The following is a 19,752-nucleotide window of genomic DNA, read 5'->3' as shown; positions in this document are numbered from 1 at the left end:
CCACTGTGCACACTCGCACACGACGCAGGCAGGACATGTAACAAGCCTTGTCTTAAAACTGTCACCTTTCGGTCATAGGATTGACCCTGATCTGCCATTTTCCCTCAAGGATGATTCAGCCATGCGTCGTGTCGTGTTCAACCAGAAAGGCGGTGTGGGCAAGTCCAGCATTGCCTGCAACCTGGCCGCCGCCAGTGCCGCCGAAGGTTATCGCACCCTGCTGGTGGACCTCGACCCCCAGGCCAACGCCACCTACTACCTGACCGGCCTCGTCAACCACGACATCCCGACGGGCATCGCCGATTTCTTCCGCCAGACCCTCGCCCCCGCGCCGGCCACCGGCAAGAAGCACCGCGTGGCCATCACCGAAACCCGCTACGCCAACCTGCACCTGATCACCGCCAGCCCCGACCTTGCCGACCTGCAAGGCAAGCTGGAAAGCAAGTTCAAGATCAACAAGCTGCGCAAGTTGCTGGTGGAGCTGTCGGCGGACTACGAACGGATCTACATCGATACCCCGCCGGCGCTGAACTTCTACACCTTCAGCGCCCTGGTGGCCGCCGAGCGCCTGCTGATCCCCTACGACTGCGACAGCTTCTCGCGCCAGGCACTGCTGAACGTGATGGCCGAGGTCGACGAACTGCGCCAGGACCATAACGCCGCGTTGCAGGTGGAAGGCGTGGTGGTCAACCAGTTCGCCGGGCGCACCGCCCTGCACCAGACGCTGGTGGACCAGTTGCGCGGTGAAGGGCTGCCGGTGTTGCCGGTGTACCTGAGCAACTCGATCAAGATGCGCGAGTCCCATGAAGCGGCGGTGCCCCTGGTGCACCTGGCGCCGCGCCACCGGCTGGCGCAGGAGTTCGTCGAGTTGCTGGATGTGCTGGAGCGGGCGGCGTGAGGAGAATGGTGGGGGCTGTGAGGTCCCTTTTGGGATCGCGTGTGGGCTTCCAGGTGTAGGGCGGTAGCTTTGCAGCGCTCTTGAGATCGAGCGCCGCGCGGGCGGCGCTCGATCTCATAGGCGCTGAAGATGCCCAGGCGAACGCACTGCAACCCTGCCAGCAGCCGCTGCCAACGCCTCAGCGCACACACATTTACCCACCCCGGCCTCTGTTCATATCAGGATAAATAGTTATAAGATAACGTTTCATTTGACATTCATTCCTGCCTGCGACCCCTTGCCGATGACCAGCGCCACCGCCTCCCCCACCCTGCTCACCCAGCGCCTGCAGAGCATCGATGCCCTGCGCGGCCTGGTGATCCTGTTCATGCTGCTCGACCACGTGCGCGAAACCTTCTTCCTGCACCGCCAGGTCAGCGACCCGATGAGCATCGACGCCACCGACCCCAGCCTGTTCGCCAGCCGTACCCTGGCCCACCTGTGCGCGCCAGTGTTCGTGCTGCTGACCGGGCTGTCGGCCTGGCTGTACGGCGAGAAGTACCAGGGCCGCAGCGATGTCTCGGCGTTCCTGTTCAAGCGCGGGCTGTTCCTGGTGGCGCTGGAGTTCACCCTGGTCAACTTCGCCTGGACCTTCCAGCTGCCGCCGAGCGTGATCTACCTGCAGGTGATCTGGGCCATCGGCATCAGCATGATCGCCCTGTCGCTGCTGGTGTGGCTGCCACGCCCGGCGCTGCTGGCGCTGGGGGCGCTGATCGTCGCCGGGCACAACCTGCTCGATGGCCTGCACTTCGGCCCGGAGTCGGCGCTGCATGTGCCCTGGGCGATCCTGCATGACCGTGGCTGGCTGCAAGCCACCGACAGCCTGCGCCTGCGCACCTCGTACCCGGTGCTGCCGTGGATCGGCGTGATCGCCCTGGGTTATGCCCTGGGCCCGTGGTTCGCCCGCAGCAGCAATGCCGCCGAGCGCCAGCAGCGTCTGCTGTTGGCCGGTAGCGCCGCCCTGCTTGGTTTCGTCGTGCTGCGCCTGCTCAACGGCTACGGCGAAGCGCCGTGGAGCAGCTATCCAAGCGTCGTTCAAACAGTGATGAGCTTCTTCAATATCACCAAATACCCGCCATCACTGCTGTTCCTCGCCCTGACCCTGGGCGCCGGCCTGTTGCTGCTGCGCGGCTTCGAGCGCGCAGGCAGCGCCCGCTGGATCAGCATGCTGGCCGTATTCGGCGCCGCGCCGATGTTCTTCTACCTGCTGCACCTGTATGTGCTCAAGCTGCTGTACCTGGCCAGCGTGGCGCTGTTCGGCCTCAACCATGGCGACTACTTCGGCTTCGATGGCATCGCTGCGGTATGGCTGAGTGCCGTGCTGCTGGCGGCGGCGCTGTACCTGCCGGTGCGCAGCTTCGCCCGCCTCAAGGCACGCCGGCGCGACATCGCCTGGCTCAAATACCTGTAAAGGCGTTTTCACCCTGCGGGTGATGGTCTACCATGCCGCCCGCCGGTTTCCACTCGGAATTAATAGGGAATCCCCAGGCCGCCACAGGCGCGCCAAAGGGAACTGCCCCCGCAACTGTAGGTGCCGAGCCCGCGCCATCGATGCCACTGGATCAAGCGATCCGGGAAGGCAGGCGCAGGGCCAGGACGCACCAGTCAGGAGACCTGCCGGCACATGTTCACCAACCGGCGGGGTGTCCGGGATGGCCATCCGCTGTTTGCCTCGGGCGCACCGCCCGAAGCCCGGCGATGCCTGTCCGTGCTCATTCCGTGCACCGTTCGACAGGAGATCGCCCGACCATGCTGCCCCGTATCGCCACCCTGCTCGCCGCCATGTCGCTGACCGGCCTGGCCCAGGCCGCCGCCACGCATTACCCGCTCACCGTCGAAAACTGCGGCGTGCCGCAAACCTTCGCCCAGGCCCCCGAGCGCGCCGTAACCATCGGCCAGGCCGGTACCGAAATGCTCTACGCACTGGGCCTGGGCGACAAACTGGCCGGCACCTCGCTGTGGTTCAACAACGTGCTGCCCGAGTTCAAGACGCAGAACGACAAGGTCGAGCGCCTGGCCGACAACGACCCCAGCTTCGAAGCCGTGGTGGGCAAGCGCCCGCAACTGGTGGCCGTGCAGTTCGAGTGGATGGTCGGTGCCCAGGGCGTGGTCGCCACCCGCGAGCAGTTCGCCGAGTTGCAGATCCCCACCTACCTGCTGCCCTCCGACTGCGAAGGCAAGGACAACCTGGTCGGCGCCGACGGCACCCGCCTGCAGCCGTTCAAGGTCGAGACTATCTACAAAAGCGTCAGCCAGCTGGCCGAGATCTTCGACGTGCAGGACCGTGGTGCAGCCTTGAACACGCAGCTCAAGGGCCAGTTGGAACACGCCAAACAGCAACTGGCCGGCAAGGACCTGGCCGGCACCAGCGCGCTGTTCTGGTTCTCCAGCGCCGACCTTGAGATCGACCCCTACGTTGCTGGCCGCCAGGGCGTGGCCGACTTCATGCTGCAGACCCTGGGCGTGCGCAACGTGGTCGAGTCCAGCGAAGAATGGCCCACCGTGGGCTGGGAAACCCTGGCCAAGGCCAACCCCACCTGGCTGATCGTCGCCCGCATGGACCGCCGCCGCTTCCCCGCCGACGACTACCAGATGAAGCTCGACTTCCTGCGCAGCGACCCGGTAACCCGCAACATGGACGCGGTGAAGAACGGTCGCATCATCGTCCTCGATGCCGACGCCATGCAGGCCGGCATTCGCCTGTTCCGCGGCCTTGAGCGGTTGTCCGCCGCCTTTGCCAGCGGCCAAGCACCGCAACCATGAGCCGCCTGCTACCCCTCGCCATCGCCGCGCTGGCCGCCTTGCTGCTGGCCATGCTCGCCGGCATCGCCATCGGCGAAACCCGCCTGGGCATCGACCTGGTCTGGCAGGTGCTGGCCAACCAGCTGTGGCAGGCCGGCCACGCCCTCGACCCGATCGACGCCGGCATCGTCTGGAACTACCGCCTGCCGCGTACCCTGGTGGCCGCCGCCTGCGGCGCGGGCCTGGCCACCTGCGGCGTGGTGCTGCAGGCACTGCTGCGCAACCCGCTGGCCGAGCCCTACTTGCTGGGCCTGTCCGCCGGTGCCTCGACCGGCGCCGTGGCGGTCGGCCTGCTTGGCCTCGGTGGCGCAGCGCTGTCGCTGTCCGGCGGCGCCTTCATCGGCGCGCTGGCGGCGTTCGCCCTGGTGCTGTTGCTGTCGCGCGCCAGCGGCAGCAGCCACAACAACGCCCAGGTGATCCTTGCAGGCATTGCCGGGTCGCAGCTGTTCAACGCCCTGACCGCCTTCCTGATCACCAAGTCGGCCACCGCCGAGCAGGCGCGCGGCATCCTGTTCTGGCTGCTGGGCAACCTCAGCGGCGTGCGCTGGCCGTCGGTGTGGCTGGCACTGCCGGTGGCCGTGCTTGGCCTCGCGGTGTGCCTGTGGCACCGCCGCGCCCTGGACGCCTTCACCTTCGGCGCCGACTCCGCCGCCTCGCTGGGCGTGCCGGTGCGCCGCACCCAGCTGCTGCTGATCAGCTGCACGGCGCTGGTGACCGCGGTGATGGTATCGATCGTCGGCGCCATCGGTTTCGTCGGCCTGGTCATCCCCCACGCCCTGCGCCTGCTGCTCGGCCCCGGCCACAGTCGCCTGCTGCCGGCCAGCGCGCTTGGCGGTGCGCTGTTCCTGATCGTCGCCGATATCCTTTCGCGCACCCTGATCGCCGGCCAGGTGATCCCCGTGGGCGTGGTCACCGCGCTGATCGGCGCACCGGTGTTCGCGCTGATCCTGGTCAGCCGCCGGGGGCGCCCATGACCTTGATGAATTCACTGCAAGTCGCCCCGCTCGCCTGCCAGGGCTTGAGCCTGCGCCTGGGTGAGCGCGAGGTGCTGCAAGGGATCGACCTGGCTGTGCGCCCCGGCGAAACCCTCGGCATCGTCGGCCCCAACGGCTCGGGCAAATCCACCCTGCTCAAGCTGCTCGCCGGCCTGCGCACGCCCACCGCTGGCAGCGTGCAACTGCTCGGTGAGGCGCTGGCGAAACTGCCTCGTCGACGCATCGCCCAACAGCTTGCGCTGGTCGAGCAACAGGCCGACACCCAAGACGCCATCAGCGTCTTCGAAGCCGTGGCCCTGGGCCGCACACCCTGGCTGTCGGCGCTGGCGCCGTTCGGCAAGGCCGACCGCGCCATCGTCGACCAGGCCCTGGCCGACGTCGACGCCAGCCACCTCGGCCAACGCGTCTGGCGTGAGCTGTCCGGCGGCGAACGCCAGCGCGTGCACATCGCCCGTGCCCTGGCCCAGCGCCCACAAGTGCTGCTGCTCGACGAGCCGACCAACCACCTGGATATCCAGCACCAGCTGAGCCTGCTGCAACAGGTCCAGGCCTTGCCGGTGACCACCCTGGTGGCCCTGCACGACCTTAACCAGGCCCTCACCTGCGACCGCCTGGCCGTGCTCGACCAGGGCCGCCTGGTCGCCCTCGGCAAACCCGAGGCCGTGCTCACCCCCGAGCGCCTGCTGAGCACCTTCGGCGTCCACGCCCACTACCTCACCGACCCCTTCGACGGCGCGCGCATCCTGCGTTTTCGCGCCCCCTGAACCAGGAAGTTCCGCCCATGCCGCCCCGCTTCGCCGCCCTGCTGCTCGCCACCCTGCTGACTACCGCCGCCGCCCAGGCCGAGGTGTTCGAAGTGAAGATGCTCAACCGCGGCGCCGAGGGGGCGATGGTGTACGAGCCGGACCACCTGCGCATCGCCCCGGGTGACACCGTGCGTTTTCTGCCGACCCAGGCCGGGCACAACGCCGCGAGCATTCCCGGCCTGCTGCCGGCAGGCGCCGAAGCGTTCAAGAGCAAGCTCAACCAGCCGTTCGAATACACCTTCAGCCAGCCCGGGCTGTATGGCATCCAGTGCATCCCGCACCTGGCGATGGGCATGGTGATGCTGGTGCAGGTGGGCGCGCCCACGCCGACGCAGTTGCCAGGCGCCCTGCCTGCCCGCGCCGCCAGCCGCCTCGCCGTGCAGCTGCAAAAGCTGGAGGCCGGGCAATGAAACCGCTGCTCATCGCCCTGCCGCTGCTGGGCCTGAGCCCGTTGGCACTGGCCGAATCCGCCCAGTCCAAGGCCAACGGCCTTGTCGAAGACAGCAGCTGGAGCCTGCTCAACCGCACCGTCTACGACCAGCGCGACTACCGCAACGGCGGGCGTAACAGCGCCGCGCGCAACGCCTACAAACCCCGCGCCGATCGCAGTGGCAAGGCCGAGGAATGGGCCTATGGCCTGATGGGCACCTTCAGCTCCGGCTTCACCCAAGGCGTCATTGGCGTGGGCGTCGATGCCCACGCCTACCTTGGCGTGCAGCTCGACAGCGGCGGCGGCCGCGCCGGCAAGGCCCGCCTGTTGGCCATCGACAACGACGGCCACCCCAAAAGCGAATACAGCCGGGGCGGTGCAGCGGTAAAACTGCGCGCCGCCAACACCGTGTTGTCCTACGGCGAGCAACGGGTCAAGACCCCGGTGTTCAGCTCGTCAGACAGCCGCCTGTTGCCCGAGACCTTCACCGGCTGGTTCCTCACCAGCAACGAAATCGACCGGCTCAAGCTGGTGGCCGGGCACTTCAACGAAGGCACCGACCGCAATGCCTCCAGCCACGACCAAGGCTTCGTGGTGAACTACTCCAACGGCCGCCAGGGCAACAGCTTCGACCTGGCCGGCGCAGTGTGGAGCCCAACGGCCAATGCCAGCGCCAGCCTGTACACCTCACGCTACGAGGACACCTGGAACCAGCATTACCTTGGCAGCACCCTCAGCCATGCGCTCGACGACCAGCGCAGCGTGAGCCTGGACCTCAACCTGTACCGCACCACCGACACCGGCAAGGCCCTGTCCGGGCGCATCGACAACACCACCTGGAGCCTGGTCTCGCGCTACGCCCAGGGCCCGCATGCGTTCAGCCTGGGGTGGCAGCAGGTGGACGGCAACACGCCGTTCGACTACGTCAGCCGCGGGGCGATCTACCTGGGGAACGCGGTGCAGATGTCCGACTTCAATGCGCCGAACGAGAAGTCGTGGCAGGCCAGGTATGACTTGAACATGGGGGCCTATGGCGTGCCGGGGTTGAGCCTGACGGCGCTGTATGTGCGCGGGTTTGATATCGATGGCACCCATGTGGATCCGCGTGGGGGGTATGCGTATCTGGGGTATGGCAAGGATGGCAAGCACTGGGAGCGGGATCTGGAGGCGCGGTATGTGGTGCAGAGCGGCGCGGCCAAGGGGTTGGCGGTTTCGCTGAGGCATAACGTGCACCGGGGGGATACGGCGCAGGCGGAGTTGGATGGGGATCAGGTCAGGGTGGCGCTGGAGTGGCCGATCGGCGGGGGATTTTGATGGCCTGCTGACGAGCGCATGTGGGCCGCCAGGTGCATGTCGGCGGTTTTGCAGCGCCTGTGAGATCGAGCGCCGCCCGCGCGGCGCATCGCTGGCAAGCCAGCTCCCACATTGTTTCGACTCGGGCAATCCTGTGATAGAGACAGCGCGAGCCTTCGTGCATGCCTCAAGGGGGATGAGGGCCCGGTAGCGCTCAACGCGATAACGCGGCATGCCGATAAGGTGTACGGCTGTGACAGAAACAGCAACCTCAACTGGAGACTGTATAAAGCAGCGATTTTTTTACACTACCCTTGAAACCCAAGATATTTCTAAAATAATGCGACAACGCCTCACAAAGTTCATCCGACGCACGCGGATCTAAACGAATTGAATCAATGAGCTCAGCACCATCAACCTTTACATTAATGCCCTTCCGAGAATCACTCTCACTCCTGAGAGCATTGGAATCGTAGAGAATCGCTCGGACTTCTGCCTCATGGGAGAAGGCAGCGCGCTTTACGCAAAGCATATCAGCCGCTGTAGCAGGACCAAATAACTCATCCGACCCAATCAAACTTTCATAGACGGACATCTCGTCCCTAAATTCATTAGGTTTGAGATATTCCACGTTCTGCAGCCGCCTTTGATAACCAGCATTGGCCGATGTATATGCTTGCATTGCTGATGCCAAAGCGTCCCTAGTCGTTCTCAATCTGACACCCAACAAATTAGGCGAATAAATTCTCCACATGGCGTCAGACATACTAGCAGTCGACCAACACTGTGCAAAAATTGCATGATCGTACTCATGCTTCACATTCGTTTCATAGGGGTCTTCCCACTGAGAGGGATGTGAAAAATACAGATTCCCACGCAAGACTTGGACCGCATGCTCGAATCGCATAATCCTATACAAGAATTTTTTACCAGACATATTTATAACTATCCACCTTGACGCTAATTTAATGATCAACATTCAAGCTACCAAATGGCCATTATCATTTCCAGTAGCGCATCATTGACCATCAGTAGAAGCTCCATTAAGCTCTCGACGTTGCTGAAAATCAGCGACCCAGGCTTGGCGGCCTGGAACGAAGGCGCAAAGCGCCCATACCCACCTTCGCAGGCGCTTTTTTTGTGCCCGCGAAGATGCTCTATGGCGGGCTGCGCATGGACTTCTTCGGAAGTGCCGGTTCCCTTCGTACCGGTCCGCCAACCTTGCGTAGTCCGTCACCATTACCTGCTTGGCGGCAGGCCGTGGCGGATTTCTTCATCTACGAAGGGAGTTCCACCATGTGCAAAGGAATACCTGATCCACCCCAGCAACCCCGCTGCGACCGCTACACCTTCGGCACCTGCAACCACCACCACGCCCCACTGTTCACCGTCCGCCCCGGCGTATTCGCCGAGGACGCACTGGTGCATGCCCTGCAACTCGTGCAACAGACCTACCAGGCCACCACCCTCGCCCGCGAAGACGCGCACGGCGATGCGCGGCGGTTGCTGGGCGGTACGCAGTTGTCGCTGGAGATGATCGAGGCGTTGCTGAACAAGGTGCTGGATGGGCTGGTGCTGTTGCCGACCAATCCGCCTGCGCCGGAGCGGCCAGAACGGTTGACCCGGCCGGTGCGCAGGGAGGATTACGGGTAGGTGCGGTGTGAGGGGCTGGCTGGCAGGTCTGTCGCCGGATGCTGGTGGAGTTGATGGATGACTCCGAGCGTGCCCGGGGCGCTTTGCGCCCCTTTTGAATGGGGCGACATATTTGAGATTGCATGTGGGCCGCAAGGTGCATGGCGACAGATGTGCAGCGCTCTCAAGATCGAGCGCCGCCCGCGCGGCGCATCGCTGGCAAGCCAGCTCCCACATCTGTTTCGGGCCAATTATGCCTGTGAAGGTACCGCTGCCCGCCTTGGTGCATGTCTCAAGTCAGGCGCAGCATCATCAGCGCGCACCTCGAAATCGAGTCAGACCAACAAGGCGTACAGTGATGAGCTTGCAGGAGTGACTGGTCCGAAACAGATATGGGAGCTGGCTTGCCAGCGATGCGCCGCGCGGGCGGCGCTCGATCTCACAGGCGCTGCAAAAACACCGGCAAGCACCGGGTGGCCCTCATGCAATCCCAAGACAGGCACCCAGCCCTCACACCGCCCTGTGCATATGCGTCGTCCGCCAAACCGGATCCTCTTCCACATCCACAATGGCAAACCCCTGCCCCCGCCAAAACCCAATCGCCCCCGGCAAAAACGGATGGGTATGCAGGTACAAGCACTCAACCCCCGCCGCCCGCGCCCGCTCGCGCAGCGCCGCGAACAGCGCCCCGGCCAGCCCACAACGGCGGTATTCGGGCACAACAAACAACCGCACCACTTCCACAGTTCGGCGGGCGCGGTAATCGAGCTGGGCAAAACGATGGTCATACGGCAGGTAGCCGATACCGGCAATCAGCCGCCCCTGATCATGGGCCACCAGAAACACCCCCTCCCCCTCAAGGTACATTTCCTCGAACCGGGCAAGGTCCCTGGGCATCGGTGAATCGGCGAGCATCGGGAACAGCCCACGGCGGGCGCTATCGATGAAATCGACAACCTCGCGGGCATTACGGTGGGTGGCGGTGCTCAGTGTCCAGGTCGGCATCGGCGTTGCGGCGGCTCGTTCATCACGGGCCGCCAGCATACCCAATCACCCAGGCGATGGTCAGGCCACGGTGTCGACCGACCCGCCGGCACTGCTGCTACCCGCCTTGGACAGGGTCTCCAGCAACTGCGCGGTAGCGGCCGAGATCTGCCCGATGAGGGTGGTGATGCTGGCCTGCTTGGCCGCAATCGCCGCCTGGCTCGCCGCGTCGTCATGGTTCTTCGCCATCATCGCGGCCAATTGTTTCTGCTCTTCAGCCAGCTGCTTCTGCAGCCGCTTGATCATGTCGCGCAGCTCCTTGACCTCGGCAGGCTCCGAGCTGTTGTCGGTCTCGATGCTGGGCCCGGCGTCGGCATCCGCCTTGAACAGCTTGGGGTCGATCTTCAGCGGCGCTGCTTCCTGGGTGCCGCTGCCGGCCTGGGCTGCGCCGCTCTGAGCGGCGTTATTGAGCGCTGGTGCGGTGCCGGCGATGTTGATGAGCGTGAAATTGACCATGTCCCTATTCCTCTGCAAGGGTCCTTCCGATGACTGCTTATCGGCAGGCCCTGGCGAAACCTGAACGCCAACCCATCGATAAATTTACCCCCCCGCCATTCGTCCACCTGATACCCGAACCCTGCCCGGGCGCCCGTGCGCCACCGGCAGGCACCCGATCAGCCCTGCAACGAGATGGCAATGACCAAGACCCGTTCCCGCAAAGCCCTGTACATCGGCCTGCCCCTGGCCCTGGCGGTCGCCCTGGGCAGCGCCGCCGGCTACTTCTACTGGCAAGGCCGGGAAACCGGCTACCCGCACAAGATCGTCGAGCAGGCCAATGCCCTGCACGAGCACATGCTGTCGTTCGACAGCCACGTCACCGTGCCACTGGACCTGGGCAGCGCCGGCAACGAACTGGACAAGGACGGCGCAGGCCAATTCGACCTGGTCAAGGCCAACCGCGGGCGCCTGTCGGGCGCCGCGCTGACCATCTTCGGCTGGCCGGAAATCTGGAACGGCCCCAACGCCCCGCACCGTCCTACCCCAGGCTTCGTCGACGCCGCGCGCCACGAGCAAGAGGTGCGCTACAAGATCATCAGCGGCATGGTCCGCGACTTCCCCAACCAGGTCGGCATCGCCTACACCCCCGCCGACTTCCGCCGCCTCAACGGCGAAGGCAAGTTCGCCATCTTCATCAGCATGCTCAACGCCTACCCCCTGGGCCATGACGTCTCCCAGCTGGACCTGTGGGCCGCGCGCGGCATGCGCATGTTCGGCTTCAGCTACACCGGCAACAACGACTGGGCCGACTCCTCGCGCCCGCTGCCGTTCTTCAACGACACCGCCGATGCCCTCGGCGGCCTGTCGCCGTTGGGCGAGCAGGCGGTCAAGCGCCTGAACGACCTGGGCGTGATCATCGACGTGTCGCAGATGTCGACCAAGGCCCTGGAAGACGTCGCCCGCCTGACCCGCGCCCCGATGGTCGCCTCGCACTCGGCGCCCCGGGCACTGGTGGACATCCCGCGCAACCTCTCCGACCACGAGATGCAGCTGATCAAGGCCAGCGGCGGAGTGATCCAGGTGGTCGGCTTCGGCCAGTACCTCAAGCCCCTGGGCAAACCGGTGCTGGACAAGCTCGACGCCCTGCGTGCGCGCTTCGACCTGCAGCCGTTGCAAGGCCTGGCCAACGCCCTGATGCCGGGCGACGCGGTGATCGCCATCTGGCCCGAGTCGCGCTTCGGCGAATACGCAAGCTCGCTGTACGGCATCCTCGAAGAAGAACCCAAGGCCACCCTCAAGCAGTACGTCGACGCCATCGACTACACGGTGAAGAAGGTGGGCATCGACCACGTCGGCATCAGCTCCGACTTCAACGACGGCGGCGGCCTGGACGGCTGGAAGGACGTGAGCGAAATCCGCAACGTCACCGCCGAGCTGCTCACCCGCGGCTACAGCGAGACAGACATCGCGAAACTCTGGGCGGGCAACTTCCTGCGCGCCTGGGAACAGGTACAAAAATCCGCCCAACCCGTCGCCAACCGCTGAGTCGAGCCCTCCATTTCATGAGCAACCGTCGCACCTTCCTCAAACACGCCGGCCTGCTGGCCGCAAGCCTGCCCTTGCTGCCCGAGGCCCTGGCGGCCGGCGACACGCCACTGAGCGGCGCTGACAAGTGGCGCAACCTGCGCACGCTGTTCCCGCTGGCCCCGGATGTGGCGCACTTCGCCAACTTCCTGGTCACCGCCCACCCGCGCCCGGTGCAGCAGGCGATCGACCGCCACCGCGCCGACCTCGACCGCAACCCCGCCGCGCTGATGGACTGGGAAAGCCAGTACGAATGGCAGCGCGAGGACGAAGTGCGCGAGTGGGCCGGGCGCTACCTGGAAGTCGGCCCCCGGCAGATCGCCCTCACCGGCAGCACCACCGAAGGCCTGGCGATGATCTACGGCGGCCTCAAGGTCGGCGCCAACCAGGAGATCCTGATCACCGAGCACGAACACTACTCGGCACAGAAGGCCCTGGATTTCCGTAGCGAGCGCCAGGGCACCGCGGTGCGCAGGATCCGTCTGTTCGACGACCCCTGGACGGTGTCCACCGACCAGGTGCTGAGCACCCTCGACAAGGCCATCAAGCCCAACACCCGGGTGCTGGGCATGACCTGGGTGCACTCGGGCAGCGGCGTCAAGCTGCCGGTGGGTGAGATCGGCGAGCTGGTGCGTCGGCACAACCGCAACCGCAGCGAGGCCGAACGGATCATCTACGTGGTCGACGGCGTGCACGGCTTCGGCGTGGAGAACGCACGCTTCGCCGACTTCAACTGCGACTACTTCATCGCCGGCACCCACAAGTGGATGTTCGGCCCGCGTGGCACCGGGATCATCTGCGCCGCCTCCACCGGCATGCAGCACCTCACCCCAAGCGTCGCCACCTTCTCCCGCGACGAGGACTTCGCCACCATCATGACCCCGGGCGGCTACCACGCCTTCGAACACCGCTGGGCCGCCAGCGAGGCCTTCAAGCTGCACCTGCAACTGGGCAAGGCCGATGTGCAGCAGCGCATCCACCAGCTCAACGGCCTGCTCAAGCAGCGCCTGGCCGAGCACCGCCAGATCCAGCTGGTGACCCCGCGCAGCGAACAGTTCTCCGCCGGTTTCACCTTCTTCCGCATCAAGGACCGCGACGCCGACGCCGTGGCCGCCCACCTCACCAGCAACAAGCTGATGTGCGACGCCGTGGACCGCGATGTCGGCCCGGTCATTCGCCTGGCACCCAGCCTGCTCAACGACGAGCAGCAGATCGACCGGGCCATGGCCCTGATAACCCAGCAACTCTGAACAAGGCATCCCCATGAGCGCTTCCCTGCATCGCCTGACCCTGGCCGCCGTGCTGGCCACCTGCAGCCTGCCGGCCCTGGCCGCCCAACCCGCCGACACCCCCGGCACGGTGTTCCGTGACTGCAAGCAGACCTGCCCGGAAATGGTCGTGCTGCCCGCCGGCACCTTCATCATGGGCACCCCGGCTGACGAGATGGGCCGCCAGGACGACGAAAGCCCACAGCACCCGGTGACCTTCGCCAAGCCGTTCGCCATCAGCCGTTTCCAGGTCACCGCCGGCGAGTGGGCGGCCTACCAGAAGGCCAGCGGCACGGTCATCGCCGACGGCGACGAGCGCCCGGGCCGACGCTGCACCAACAGCAAGCCCAGCTACCCACAGGGCCCACGCCAGCCGGCGGTGTGCATGAGCTACGACGACGTCGAGCACTATGTGGCCTGGCTGTCGAAGCAAACCGGTAAACGCTACAGCATGGTCAGCGAAGCGCAGCGCGAATATGCCGCCCGCGCCGGCAGCACCGGGCCGTTCCCGTTCGAGCCCGACGCCAACTACGAAATCAGCAAGAACGCCAACGTCTACGGGCCCAAGGACGGTTTCAGCTACAGCTCGCCGGTCGGCAGCTTCCCGGCCAATGCCTTCGGCGTGTACGACATGCACGGCAACGTCTACGAGTGGGTCGCGGACTGCTACCACGACACCTATGTCGGCGCCCCCGCCGACGGCAGCGCCTGGACCAAAGCCAACTGCCAGCAGATCACGATTCGCGGCAACGACTGGGGCGAAGCACCGATCTTCTCGCGTTCGGGCAACCGCAACACCACGCTGCGCGACGACCGTGGCGACTGGATCGGCTTTCGCGTAGCCAGGGAGCTCTGAACGGCCCAACGGCTTTAAATTCTCCCCTCCCCGGCTCGTTCCTATCGGTGTACTTGCGCAGGACACGGGGCGCCCTCTGAAGGCGCCCCCTCTCGACCATCCAAGGAACCGCAACCATGAGCCAGACCAACTCCTCCGAACACATCCACGACCTTATCGGCGTCGGCTTCGGCCCTTCCAACCTGGCCCTGGCCATCGCCCTGGAAGAGCTCGCAGAGACCAACGGTCACGCCCTCGACGCCCTGTTCATCGACAAGCAGAGCGACTACCGCTGGCACGGCAACACCCTGGCCACCCAGAGCGAACTGCAGATCTCCTTCCTCAAGGACCTGGTGTCGCTGCGCAACCCCACCAGCCCCTACAGCTTCGTCAACTACCTGCACCAGAAGCAGCGCCTGGCCGACTTCATCAACCTGGGCACCTTCTACCCCTGCCGCCTGGAGTACAACGACTACCTGCGCTGGGCTGCCGACCACTTCGCCACCCAGGCCGTGTACGGTGAAGAGGTGCTGCGCATCGAGCCGGAACTGCGTGGCGGCAAGGTCGACCACCTGCGCCTGGTGTCCCGTGACCCGCAAGGCCGCGAGCACCAGCGCCGCGCCCGCTCGGTGGTGGTCGGCAGCGGCGGCACGCCGAAGATCCCCGAGGCCTTCCGCGCCTTCAAGGACGATGCACGGGTGTTCCACCACTCCCAGTACCTGAGCGCCCTGCAGCAGCTGCCGTGCAACCAGGGCAAGCCGATGCGCATCGCCGTGGTCGGTTCCGGCCAGAGCGCCGCCGAAGCCTTCATCGACCTCAACGACAGCTACCCGTCGGTCAAGGTCGACATGATCCTGCGCGCCTCGGCCCTCAAGCCGGCCGACGACAGCCCGTTCGTCAACGAAATCTTCGCCCCCGAGTACACCGACCTGGTGTTCAACCAGCCCCACGCCGAGCGCGCCAAGCTGGTCAACGAGTACCATAACACCAACTACTCGGTGGTCGACGTCGACCTGATCGAGCGCATCTACGGCATCCTCTACCGCCAGAAGGTCGCCCACCAGTACCGCCACGGCGTGCTGTGCCGCCGCAATATCGAGGACGTGGTCAGCACCGCCGAAGGCATCGAGCTGACCCTGCGCGACCTGGCCACCGACGTGCGCCAGACCCACCGCTACGACGCCGTGATCCTCGCCACCGGCTACGAGCGCCGCTCGCACCGTGACCTGCTGGCCCCGCTGCAGCAGCACCTGAAGGACTTCGAAGTCGACCGCAACTACCGCGCCCTGGCCAGCCCCGAATTCGGTGCCAGCGTCTACCTGCAGGGTTTCTGCGAAGCCTCCCACGGCCTGAGCGACACGCTGTTGTCGGTGCTTCCGGCACGCGCCCAGGAAATCGGCCAGTCGCTGTACCAGCACCTCGGCTCGCAGGCCAGCAACGCCCCGGCCGCGCTGCGCGCGACCCGTGCCTGACCACAGGGAACACTCGATGAGCAATCAACCGCGCGGGGCCATGCGCGAGCTGCTGGCCCTGCTCCGCCCTTTCTGGCCGGTGGTCGCGCTGTCGATCGTGCTGGGCATGGTCGGCGGCCTGAGCGTCACCGCCCTGCTCGCCACCATCAACAACGGGCTGCACACCGAAGGTGGGCTGAGCCAGGGCCTGGTGCTGGGCTTCGCCGGGCTGTGCAGCCTGGCGCTGGTCAGCAGCATCCTCTCGGACATGGGCAGCAACCATGTCGGCCAGCACATCATCGCCAAGCTGCGCCGCGAGCTGGGCGAGAAAGTGCTGGCGGCGCCGATCGAACAGATCGAACGATTTCGCACCCACCGCCTGATCCCGGTACTGACCCACGATGTCGACACCATCAGTGACTTCGCCTTCGCCTTCGCCCCCCTGGCGATCTCGCTGACGGTGACCCTGGGCTGCATGGGCTACCTGGCGATGCTGTCATGGCCGATGTTCCTGCTGATGCTGGCGGCACTGTCGATCGGCATTGCCATCCAGTCGGTGGCGCAGTCCCGCGGCATCCGAGGCTTCATGGCGGCGCGCGACAGCGAAGACCAGTTGCAGAAGCACTACAGCGCCATCGCCGCCGGCGCCAAGGAACTGCGCATGCACCGCCCGCGGCGCCAGCGCATGTTCCAGGCCGGCATCATCGACACCGCCGAGCGTATCCGCGCGCTGCAGACCCGCTCGATCAACACCTTCGTGATCGCCAAGAGCCTGGGCTCGATGCTGTTCTTCGTGGTCATCGGCCTGGCACTGGCCTCGCAGTCGCTCTGGCCGAGCGGCGATGCCAGCGTGATGAGCGGCTTCGTGCTGGTGCTGCTGTACATGAAAGGGCCACTGGAGCACCTGATCGGCACCCTGCCGATCATCGGCCGGGCACGCATCGCCTTCCAGCGCATCGCCCAGTTGTCCGAGCAGTTCGCCAACCCCGAACCGCACCTGCTGCTGGCGGACACCGGCAACCAGGCCAGCCCCGTGCACAGCCTGGAACTGGACGATGTGCGCTACAGCTTCCCGGCGGTCGGCGATGCCAAGCCTTTCACCCTGGGGCCGGTGAACCTGAAGATCGCCCAGGGCGATATCGTGTTCATCGTCGGCGAGAACGGTTGCGGCAAGACCACCCTGATCAAGCTGTTGCTGGGGCTGTATGCGCCGCAGCAGGGGCAGATCAAGGTCAACGGCACCGCCGTGGACGCCACCTCGCGTGATGACTACCGCCAGCTGTTCACCACAGTGTTCGCCGACTACTACCTGTTCGACGACCTGGTGCAGGGTGACCAGGCCATTCCCGAGGATGCCAACCAGTACCTGCAGCGCCTGGAGATCGCCCACAAGGTCAGGGTCGAGGACGGCCAGTTCAGCACCACCGACCTGTCCACCGGCCAACGCAAGCGCCTGGCCCTGGTCAACGCCTGGATCGAGCAGCGCCCTGTGCTGGTGTTCGACGAATGGGCCGCCGACCAGGACCCGACCTTCCGCCGCATCTTCTACACCGAACTGCTGCCCGACCTGAAACGGCTGGGCAAGACCATCATCGTCATCTCCCACGACGATCGCTACTTCGACATGGCCGACCACCTGGTCCGCCTGGAAGCCGGCAAGGTCCTGCAGGAACTCACTCCCGCCTGAAAAAAAGCCACGGAACCGGAAATTCTTTTCCGGTTCTGTGGGCTTGGTGCGTCTCACTATCGGTAATACCAATCATTATCATTAACAACACAACTCAAAGAGTCTGCCAATGTCCGTCCTTCCCACCCTTCGCCCGCTGTCCAAGGCGTTGCTCGTTCACCGACTGAGGTCGACCGGGCTCTCCTGCACAGCCGCCGGCCTGCTGCTGGCAGCCCCGATGGTTGCCCAGGCACAGCAGGTTTCCTTCAACATTCCGGCGCAGTCGCTCAACTCCGCGCTGCTTGCCTTCGGCCAGCAAAGCCAATGGCAGGTGCTGTACTCCCCAGACCAGCTCAGCGGCCTGCGCAGCACCAGCGTCCAAGGCTCGCTGGAGCCCGCCGCGGCGCTGCGCCAGCTGCTCTCCGGCAGCGGCGTAGGCTACAGCGTCAGTGGGTCCACCGTGACCATCAGCGGCCGCCGGGAGGGCGGTTCGGTTGAGTTGGGCGCGACTACCATCGATGCCCGCGCACTGGGTGAAACCACCGAAGGCACAGGCTCCTACACCACCGGCTCCATGAGCACCGCGACCAAGTTGCCAACCTCGCTGCGCCACACGCCGCAGTCGGTGACCGTCATCACCCGCCAGCGCATGAACGACCAGAACATGCAGACCCTGGAGGACGTGTCGCTCTACACCCCGGGCCTGAGCCTGCGCAAGACCGGCGGCGAACGCCCGACGTTCTATTCGCGCGGCACGTCCGTGGACAGCATCATGATCGACGGCCTGCCGGTGGCCTACGACACCGACACCCTCGGCACCTCGATGCTGTCGATGTTCGACCGGGTGGAAGTGGTACGCGGCGCCTCGGGCCTGATGGTCGGCGCCGGCAACCCGTCCGGCACCCTGAACCTGATCCGCAAGCGGCCGACCGTCGAGCCGCAGATGTCGATCACCACCAGCGCCGGTTCCTGGAACAACTTCCGCACCGAGCTCGACGCCAGCAGCAAGCTCAACGACAGTGGCAGCATCCGCGGCCGGGCCGTGGTGGCCTTGCAGGACAAGGACAGCTTCGTCGACGACTACAGCAACAAGCGCCAGCTGATGTATGGCATCACCGAATTCGACCTCACCGAAGACACCACCCTGACCCTCGGCGGCTACTACAACCGCGAGGACAACCCGGGCGCCGACTGGTCGGGCCTGCCAACCCATGCCAATGGCAGCTTTCTCGATATTTCCCGCTCGCACCGCATGAGCCCGTCCTGGACCTACTGGGACAAGAAGAACAAAAGCGTATTCGCCGAGATCGAGCACCGCTTCGACAATGACTGGAAGATGCGCCTGAACACCACCTGGCTGCGCGGCGAGATGGATATGCTCGGCACCAGCTTCTACCGCCTCGACCCGACCGTCGACACCCTGCAGCTCAACGTCGGCCGCTACACCTACGAACACACGCAAAAAAGCGTCGACGGCTACCTGTCCGGCCCGTTCAGCCTGTTCGGCCGCACCCACGAGCTGGTCCTGGGCGGCAGCTGGCGCAACGACCGCACCGATGACGGCCCTGGCGGTGGCCCGCTGGGTACCTTCGACGTCCCGGTCGACCCGATGACCTTCGACTTCGGCTCGGTGCCCAAGCCACAGATCGACTTCAACTGGTCGCGCAAAGGCAAGACCGAACAATCCAGTACCTATGCCACCGTGCGTTTCAACCTGACTGACGACCTCAAGCTGACCCTCGGTTCGCGCCTGGACTGGTACGAGTACGAACAGCAGACCCAGTCCGGCGACTTCAAGTTCGGCGGCAGCTCCAAGGCCACCCGCGAGTACACCCCGTACGCCGGCCTGGTCTACGACCTGAACGACACCTACTCGGTCTATGTCAGCGGCACGCGCATCTTCAAGCCACAGGAAGCACGCTCCAGCACCGGCTCGATCCTCGACCCGGTCACCGGCACCAACTACGAAACCGGCATCAAGGGTGAGTACTTCGGCGGCGCCCTGAACGTCAGCCTGGCCTACTTCCAGCTGAACCAGGAAAACCTCGCCAAGTACCTGCCACAGTCGTCCTGCCCGGACCTCTCCGACGGTTGCTACGAAGCCTCGGGCGAAGTGGAAACCAAGGGTGTGGAGCTTGAGGTACAAGGCATGCTCGCCCAGGGCTGGCAGGCATCGGTCGGCTACACCTACGCGGGGGCCAAGTACAAGACAGGCACCGACAGCTCGCAGAAAGGCGACCGCTTCGACAGCGACACACCCTATAACCTGTTCAAGCTCTCCACCGTGTACCAACTGCCAGGCGACCTGAACCAGTGGAGCATTGGCGGCGGGTTCCGTACCCAGAGCCGTGCCTACACCAGCTTCTCCGTCGAGCAGGGTGGCTACAGCGTCACCGACCTGATGGCCGCCTACAAGGTGAACAAAAACTTCACCCTGCAAGGCAACCTCAACAACGTGTTCGACAAGCGCTACTACCAGAACATCAGCAACCCTGCAGGGGCCAACATCTTCGGCGACCCACGCAACTTCACCATGACCCTGCGCTGGACGCTGTAACCGCAACCTCGGGC

At 65.1% G+C, this 19,752-nt stretch carries 17 protein-coding genes and 1 riboswitch; of the genes, 14 read left to right on the top strand and 3 right to left on the bottom strand.

Features of this window, described 5'->3' with window-relative positions; all coding sequences use genetic code 11:
* The first annotated feature begins 121 nt into the window (after positions 1–121).
* The 7 genes from L6D77_RS14340 (at position 122) to L6D77_RS14310 (ending at position 7,284) form a co-directional block, all read left to right on the top strand.
* On the top strand, positions 122–898 hold the full coding sequence (locus tag L6D77_RS14340; RefSeq protein WP_232884221.1) for a ParA family protein: 777 nt from the start codon (positions 122–124) through the stop codon (positions 896–898).
* A 283-nt stretch (positions 899–1,181) separates the two neighbouring features.
* The gene (locus tag L6D77_RS14335; protein ID WP_232884323.1) at positions 1,182–2,348 is read left to right on the top strand and encodes an acetyltransferase domain-containing protein; all 1,167 of its coding nucleotides are present in this window, start codon (positions 1,182–1,184) and stop codon (positions 2,346–2,348) included.
* A 26-nt stretch (positions 2,349–2,374) separates the two neighbouring features.
* A riboswitch (cobalamin riboswitch) is annotated at positions 2,375–2,573 on the top strand.
* Between the two features lie 113 nt (positions 2,574–2,686).
* A complete protein-coding gene (locus L6D77_RS14330) occupies positions 2,687–3,700 on the top strand; it encodes an ABC transporter substrate-binding protein (RefSeq protein WP_232884220.1) in 1,014 nt (337 codons plus the stop codon).
* Entirely contained in the window at positions 3,697–4,713 is a 1,017-nt protein-coding gene (locus L6D77_RS14325; protein ID WP_232884219.1) for a FecCD family ABC transporter permease, read from the top strand. The genes L6D77_RS14330 and L6D77_RS14325 overlap by 4 nt, the downstream gene beginning before the upstream one ends.
* Positions 4,710–5,498, top strand: coding sequence for an ABC transporter ATP-binding protein (locus tag L6D77_RS14320; RefSeq protein WP_232884218.1), 789 nt, complete (start codon positions 4,710–4,712; stop codon positions 5,496–5,498). The genes L6D77_RS14325 and L6D77_RS14320 overlap by 4 nt, the downstream gene beginning before the upstream one ends.
* A gap of 17 nt (positions 5,499–5,515) precedes the next feature.
* Positions 5,516–5,950, top strand: a complete 435-nt coding sequence (locus tag L6D77_RS14315) for a pseudoazurin (RefSeq protein WP_232884217.1) — start codon at positions 5,516–5,518, stop codon at positions 5,948–5,950.
* Complete coding sequence (locus tag L6D77_RS14310) at positions 5,947–7,284, top strand: OprD family porin (protein ID WP_232884216.1); 1,338 nt, start codon at positions 5,947–5,949, stop codon at positions 7,282–7,284. The genes L6D77_RS14315 and L6D77_RS14310 overlap by 4 nt, the downstream gene beginning before the upstream one ends.
* 250 nt (positions 7,285–7,534) lie before the next feature.
* Here L6D77_RS14310 and L6D77_RS14305 read toward each other — a convergent pair whose 3' ends face one another.
* Complete coding sequence (locus tag L6D77_RS14305) at positions 7,535–8,029, bottom strand: DUF2971 domain-containing protein (RefSeq protein ID WP_232884215.1); 495 nt, start codon at positions 8,027–8,029, stop codon at positions 7,535–7,537.
* Between the two features lie 530 nt (positions 8,030–8,559).
* Here L6D77_RS14305 and L6D77_RS14300 point away from each other — a divergent pair.
* Entirely contained in the window at positions 8,560–8,916 is a 357-nt protein-coding gene (locus L6D77_RS14300) for a DUF3077 domain-containing protein (RefSeq protein WP_232884214.1), read from the top strand.
* Between the two features lie 489 nt (positions 8,917–9,405).
* Here L6D77_RS14300 and L6D77_RS14295 read toward each other — a convergent pair whose 3' ends face one another.
* Together L6D77_RS14295 and L6D77_RS14290 are read right to left on the bottom strand one after the other, a co-directional pair.
* Complete coding sequence (locus L6D77_RS14295) at positions 9,406–9,900, bottom strand: GNAT family N-acetyltransferase (protein WP_232884322.1); 495 nt, start codon at positions 9,898–9,900, stop codon at positions 9,406–9,408.
* A 60-nt stretch (positions 9,901–9,960) separates the two neighbouring features.
* Positions 9,961–10,395, bottom strand: a complete 435-nt coding sequence (locus L6D77_RS14290; RefSeq protein ID WP_232884213.1) for a hypothetical protein — start codon at positions 10,393–10,395, stop codon at positions 9,961–9,963.
* 180 nt (positions 10,396–10,575) lie between these two features.
* Here L6D77_RS14290 and pvdM point away from each other — a divergent pair, with 180 nt between their 5' ends.
* The 6 genes from pvdM to L6D77_RS14260 all read left to right on the top strand — a co-directional run bounded on the left by pvdM (position 10,576) and on the right by L6D77_RS14260 (position 19,738).
* Positions 10,576–11,922, top strand: a complete 1,347-nt coding sequence (pvdM, locus tag L6D77_RS14285; RefSeq protein ID WP_232884212.1) for a pyoverdine-tailoring dipeptidase-like protein PvdM — start codon at positions 10,576–10,578, stop codon at positions 11,920–11,922.
* Positions 11,923–11,939: 17 nt separating this feature from the next.
* A complete protein-coding gene (gene pvdN / locus L6D77_RS14280) occupies positions 11,940–13,211 on the top strand; it encodes a pyoverdine-tailoring periplasmic protein PvdN (protein WP_232884211.1) in 1,272 nt (423 codons plus the stop codon).
* Positions 13,212–13,224: 13 nt separating this feature from the next.
* On the top strand, positions 13,225–14,085 hold the full coding sequence (pvdO, locus tag L6D77_RS14275) for a dihydropyoverdine dehydrogenase (RefSeq protein WP_232884210.1): 861 nt from the start codon (positions 13,225–13,227) through the stop codon (positions 14,083–14,085).
* 116 nt (positions 14,086–14,201) lie between these two features.
* Positions 14,202–15,536 carry a lysine N(6)-hydroxylase/L-ornithine N(5)-oxygenase family protein gene (locus tag L6D77_RS14270; RefSeq protein ID WP_232884209.1) on the top strand — a complete coding sequence of 445 codons (1,335 nt, stop codon included), beginning with the start codon at positions 14,202–14,204 and terminating at the stop codon, positions 15,534–15,536.
* Positions 15,537–15,552: 16 nt separating this feature from the next.
* Positions 15,553–17,202 (top strand): cyclic peptide export ABC transporter, encoded by a 1,650-nt coding sequence (locus L6D77_RS14265; RefSeq protein ID WP_232884208.1) that lies wholly within the window; start codon positions 15,553–15,555, stop codon positions 17,200–17,202.
* 109 nt (positions 17,203–17,311) lie between these two features.
* A complete protein-coding gene (locus tag L6D77_RS14260) occupies positions 17,312–19,738 on the top strand; it encodes a TonB-dependent siderophore receptor (RefSeq protein ID WP_232884207.1) in 2,427 nt (808 codons plus the stop codon).
* Positions 19,739–19,752: the final 14 nt, after the last annotated feature.

Source organism: Pseudomonas parasichuanensis, assembly GCF_021601385.1.
Classification (GTDB): domain Bacteria; phylum Pseudomonadota; class Gammaproteobacteria; order Pseudomonadales; family Pseudomonadaceae; genus Aquipseudomonas; species Aquipseudomonas parasichuanensis.
The sequence above is the reverse complement of the archived record's forward strand: the minus strand, read 5'-3'. Positions and strand labels throughout refer to the sequence as shown.

Bases quoted from the DNA above. Each gene is read 5' to 3' on its own strand.
- L6D77_RS14340 (WP_232884221.1), top strand. From the start codon at position 122: ATGCGTCGTGTCGTGTTCAACCAGAAAGGCGGTGTGGGCAAGTCCAGC.
- L6D77_RS14335 (WP_232884323.1), top strand. From the start codon at position 1,182: ATGACCAGCGCCACCGCCTCCCCCACCCTGCTCACCCAGCGCCTGCAG.
- L6D77_RS14330 (WP_232884220.1), top strand. From the start codon at position 2,687: ATGCTGCCCCGTATCGCCACCCTGCTCGCCGCCATGTCGCTGACCGGC.
- L6D77_RS14325 (WP_232884219.1), top strand. From the start codon at position 3,697: ATGAGCCGCCTGCTACCCCTCGCCATCGCCGCGCTGGCCGCCTTGCTG.
- L6D77_RS14320 (WP_232884218.1), top strand. From the start codon at position 4,710: ATGACCTTGATGAATTCACTGCAAGTCGCCCCGCTCGCCTGCCAGGGC.
- L6D77_RS14315 (WP_232884217.1), top strand. From the start codon at position 5,516: ATGCCGCCCCGCTTCGCCGCCCTGCTGCTCGCCACCCTGCTGACTACC.
- L6D77_RS14310 (WP_232884216.1), top strand. From the start codon at position 5,947: ATGAAACCGCTGCTCATCGCCCTGCCGCTGCTGGGCCTGAGCCCGTTG.
- L6D77_RS14305 (WP_232884215.1), bottom strand. From the start codon at position 8,029: ATGTCTGACGCCATGTGGAGAATTTATTCGCCTAATTTGTTGGGTGTC.
- L6D77_RS14300 (WP_232884214.1), top strand. From the start codon at position 8,560: ATGTGCAAAGGAATACCTGATCCACCCCAGCAACCCCGCTGCGACCGC.
- L6D77_RS14295 (WP_232884322.1), bottom strand. From the start codon at position 9,900: ATGCCGACCTGGACACTGAGCACCGCCACCCACCGTAATGCCCGCGAG.
- L6D77_RS14290 (WP_232884213.1), bottom strand. From the start codon at position 10,395: ATGGTCAATTTCACGCTCATCAACATCGCCGGCACCGCACCAGCGCTC.
- pvdM (WP_232884212.1), top strand. From the start codon at position 10,576: ATGACCAAGACCCGTTCCCGCAAAGCCCTGTACATCGGCCTGCCCCTG.
- pvdN (WP_232884211.1), top strand. From the start codon at position 11,940: ATGAGCAACCGTCGCACCTTCCTCAAACACGCCGGCCTGCTGGCCGCA.
- pvdO (WP_232884210.1), top strand. From the start codon at position 13,225: ATGAGCGCTTCCCTGCATCGCCTGACCCTGGCCGCCGTGCTGGCCACC.
- L6D77_RS14270 (WP_232884209.1), top strand. From the start codon at position 14,202: ATGAGCCAGACCAACTCCTCCGAACACATCCACGACCTTATCGGCGTC.
- L6D77_RS14265 (WP_232884208.1), top strand. From the start codon at position 15,553: ATGAGCAATCAACCGCGCGGGGCCATGCGCGAGCTGCTGGCCCTGCTC.
- L6D77_RS14260 (WP_232884207.1), top strand. From the start codon at position 17,312: ATGTCCGTCCTTCCCACCCTTCGCCCGCTGTCCAAGGCGTTGCTCGTT.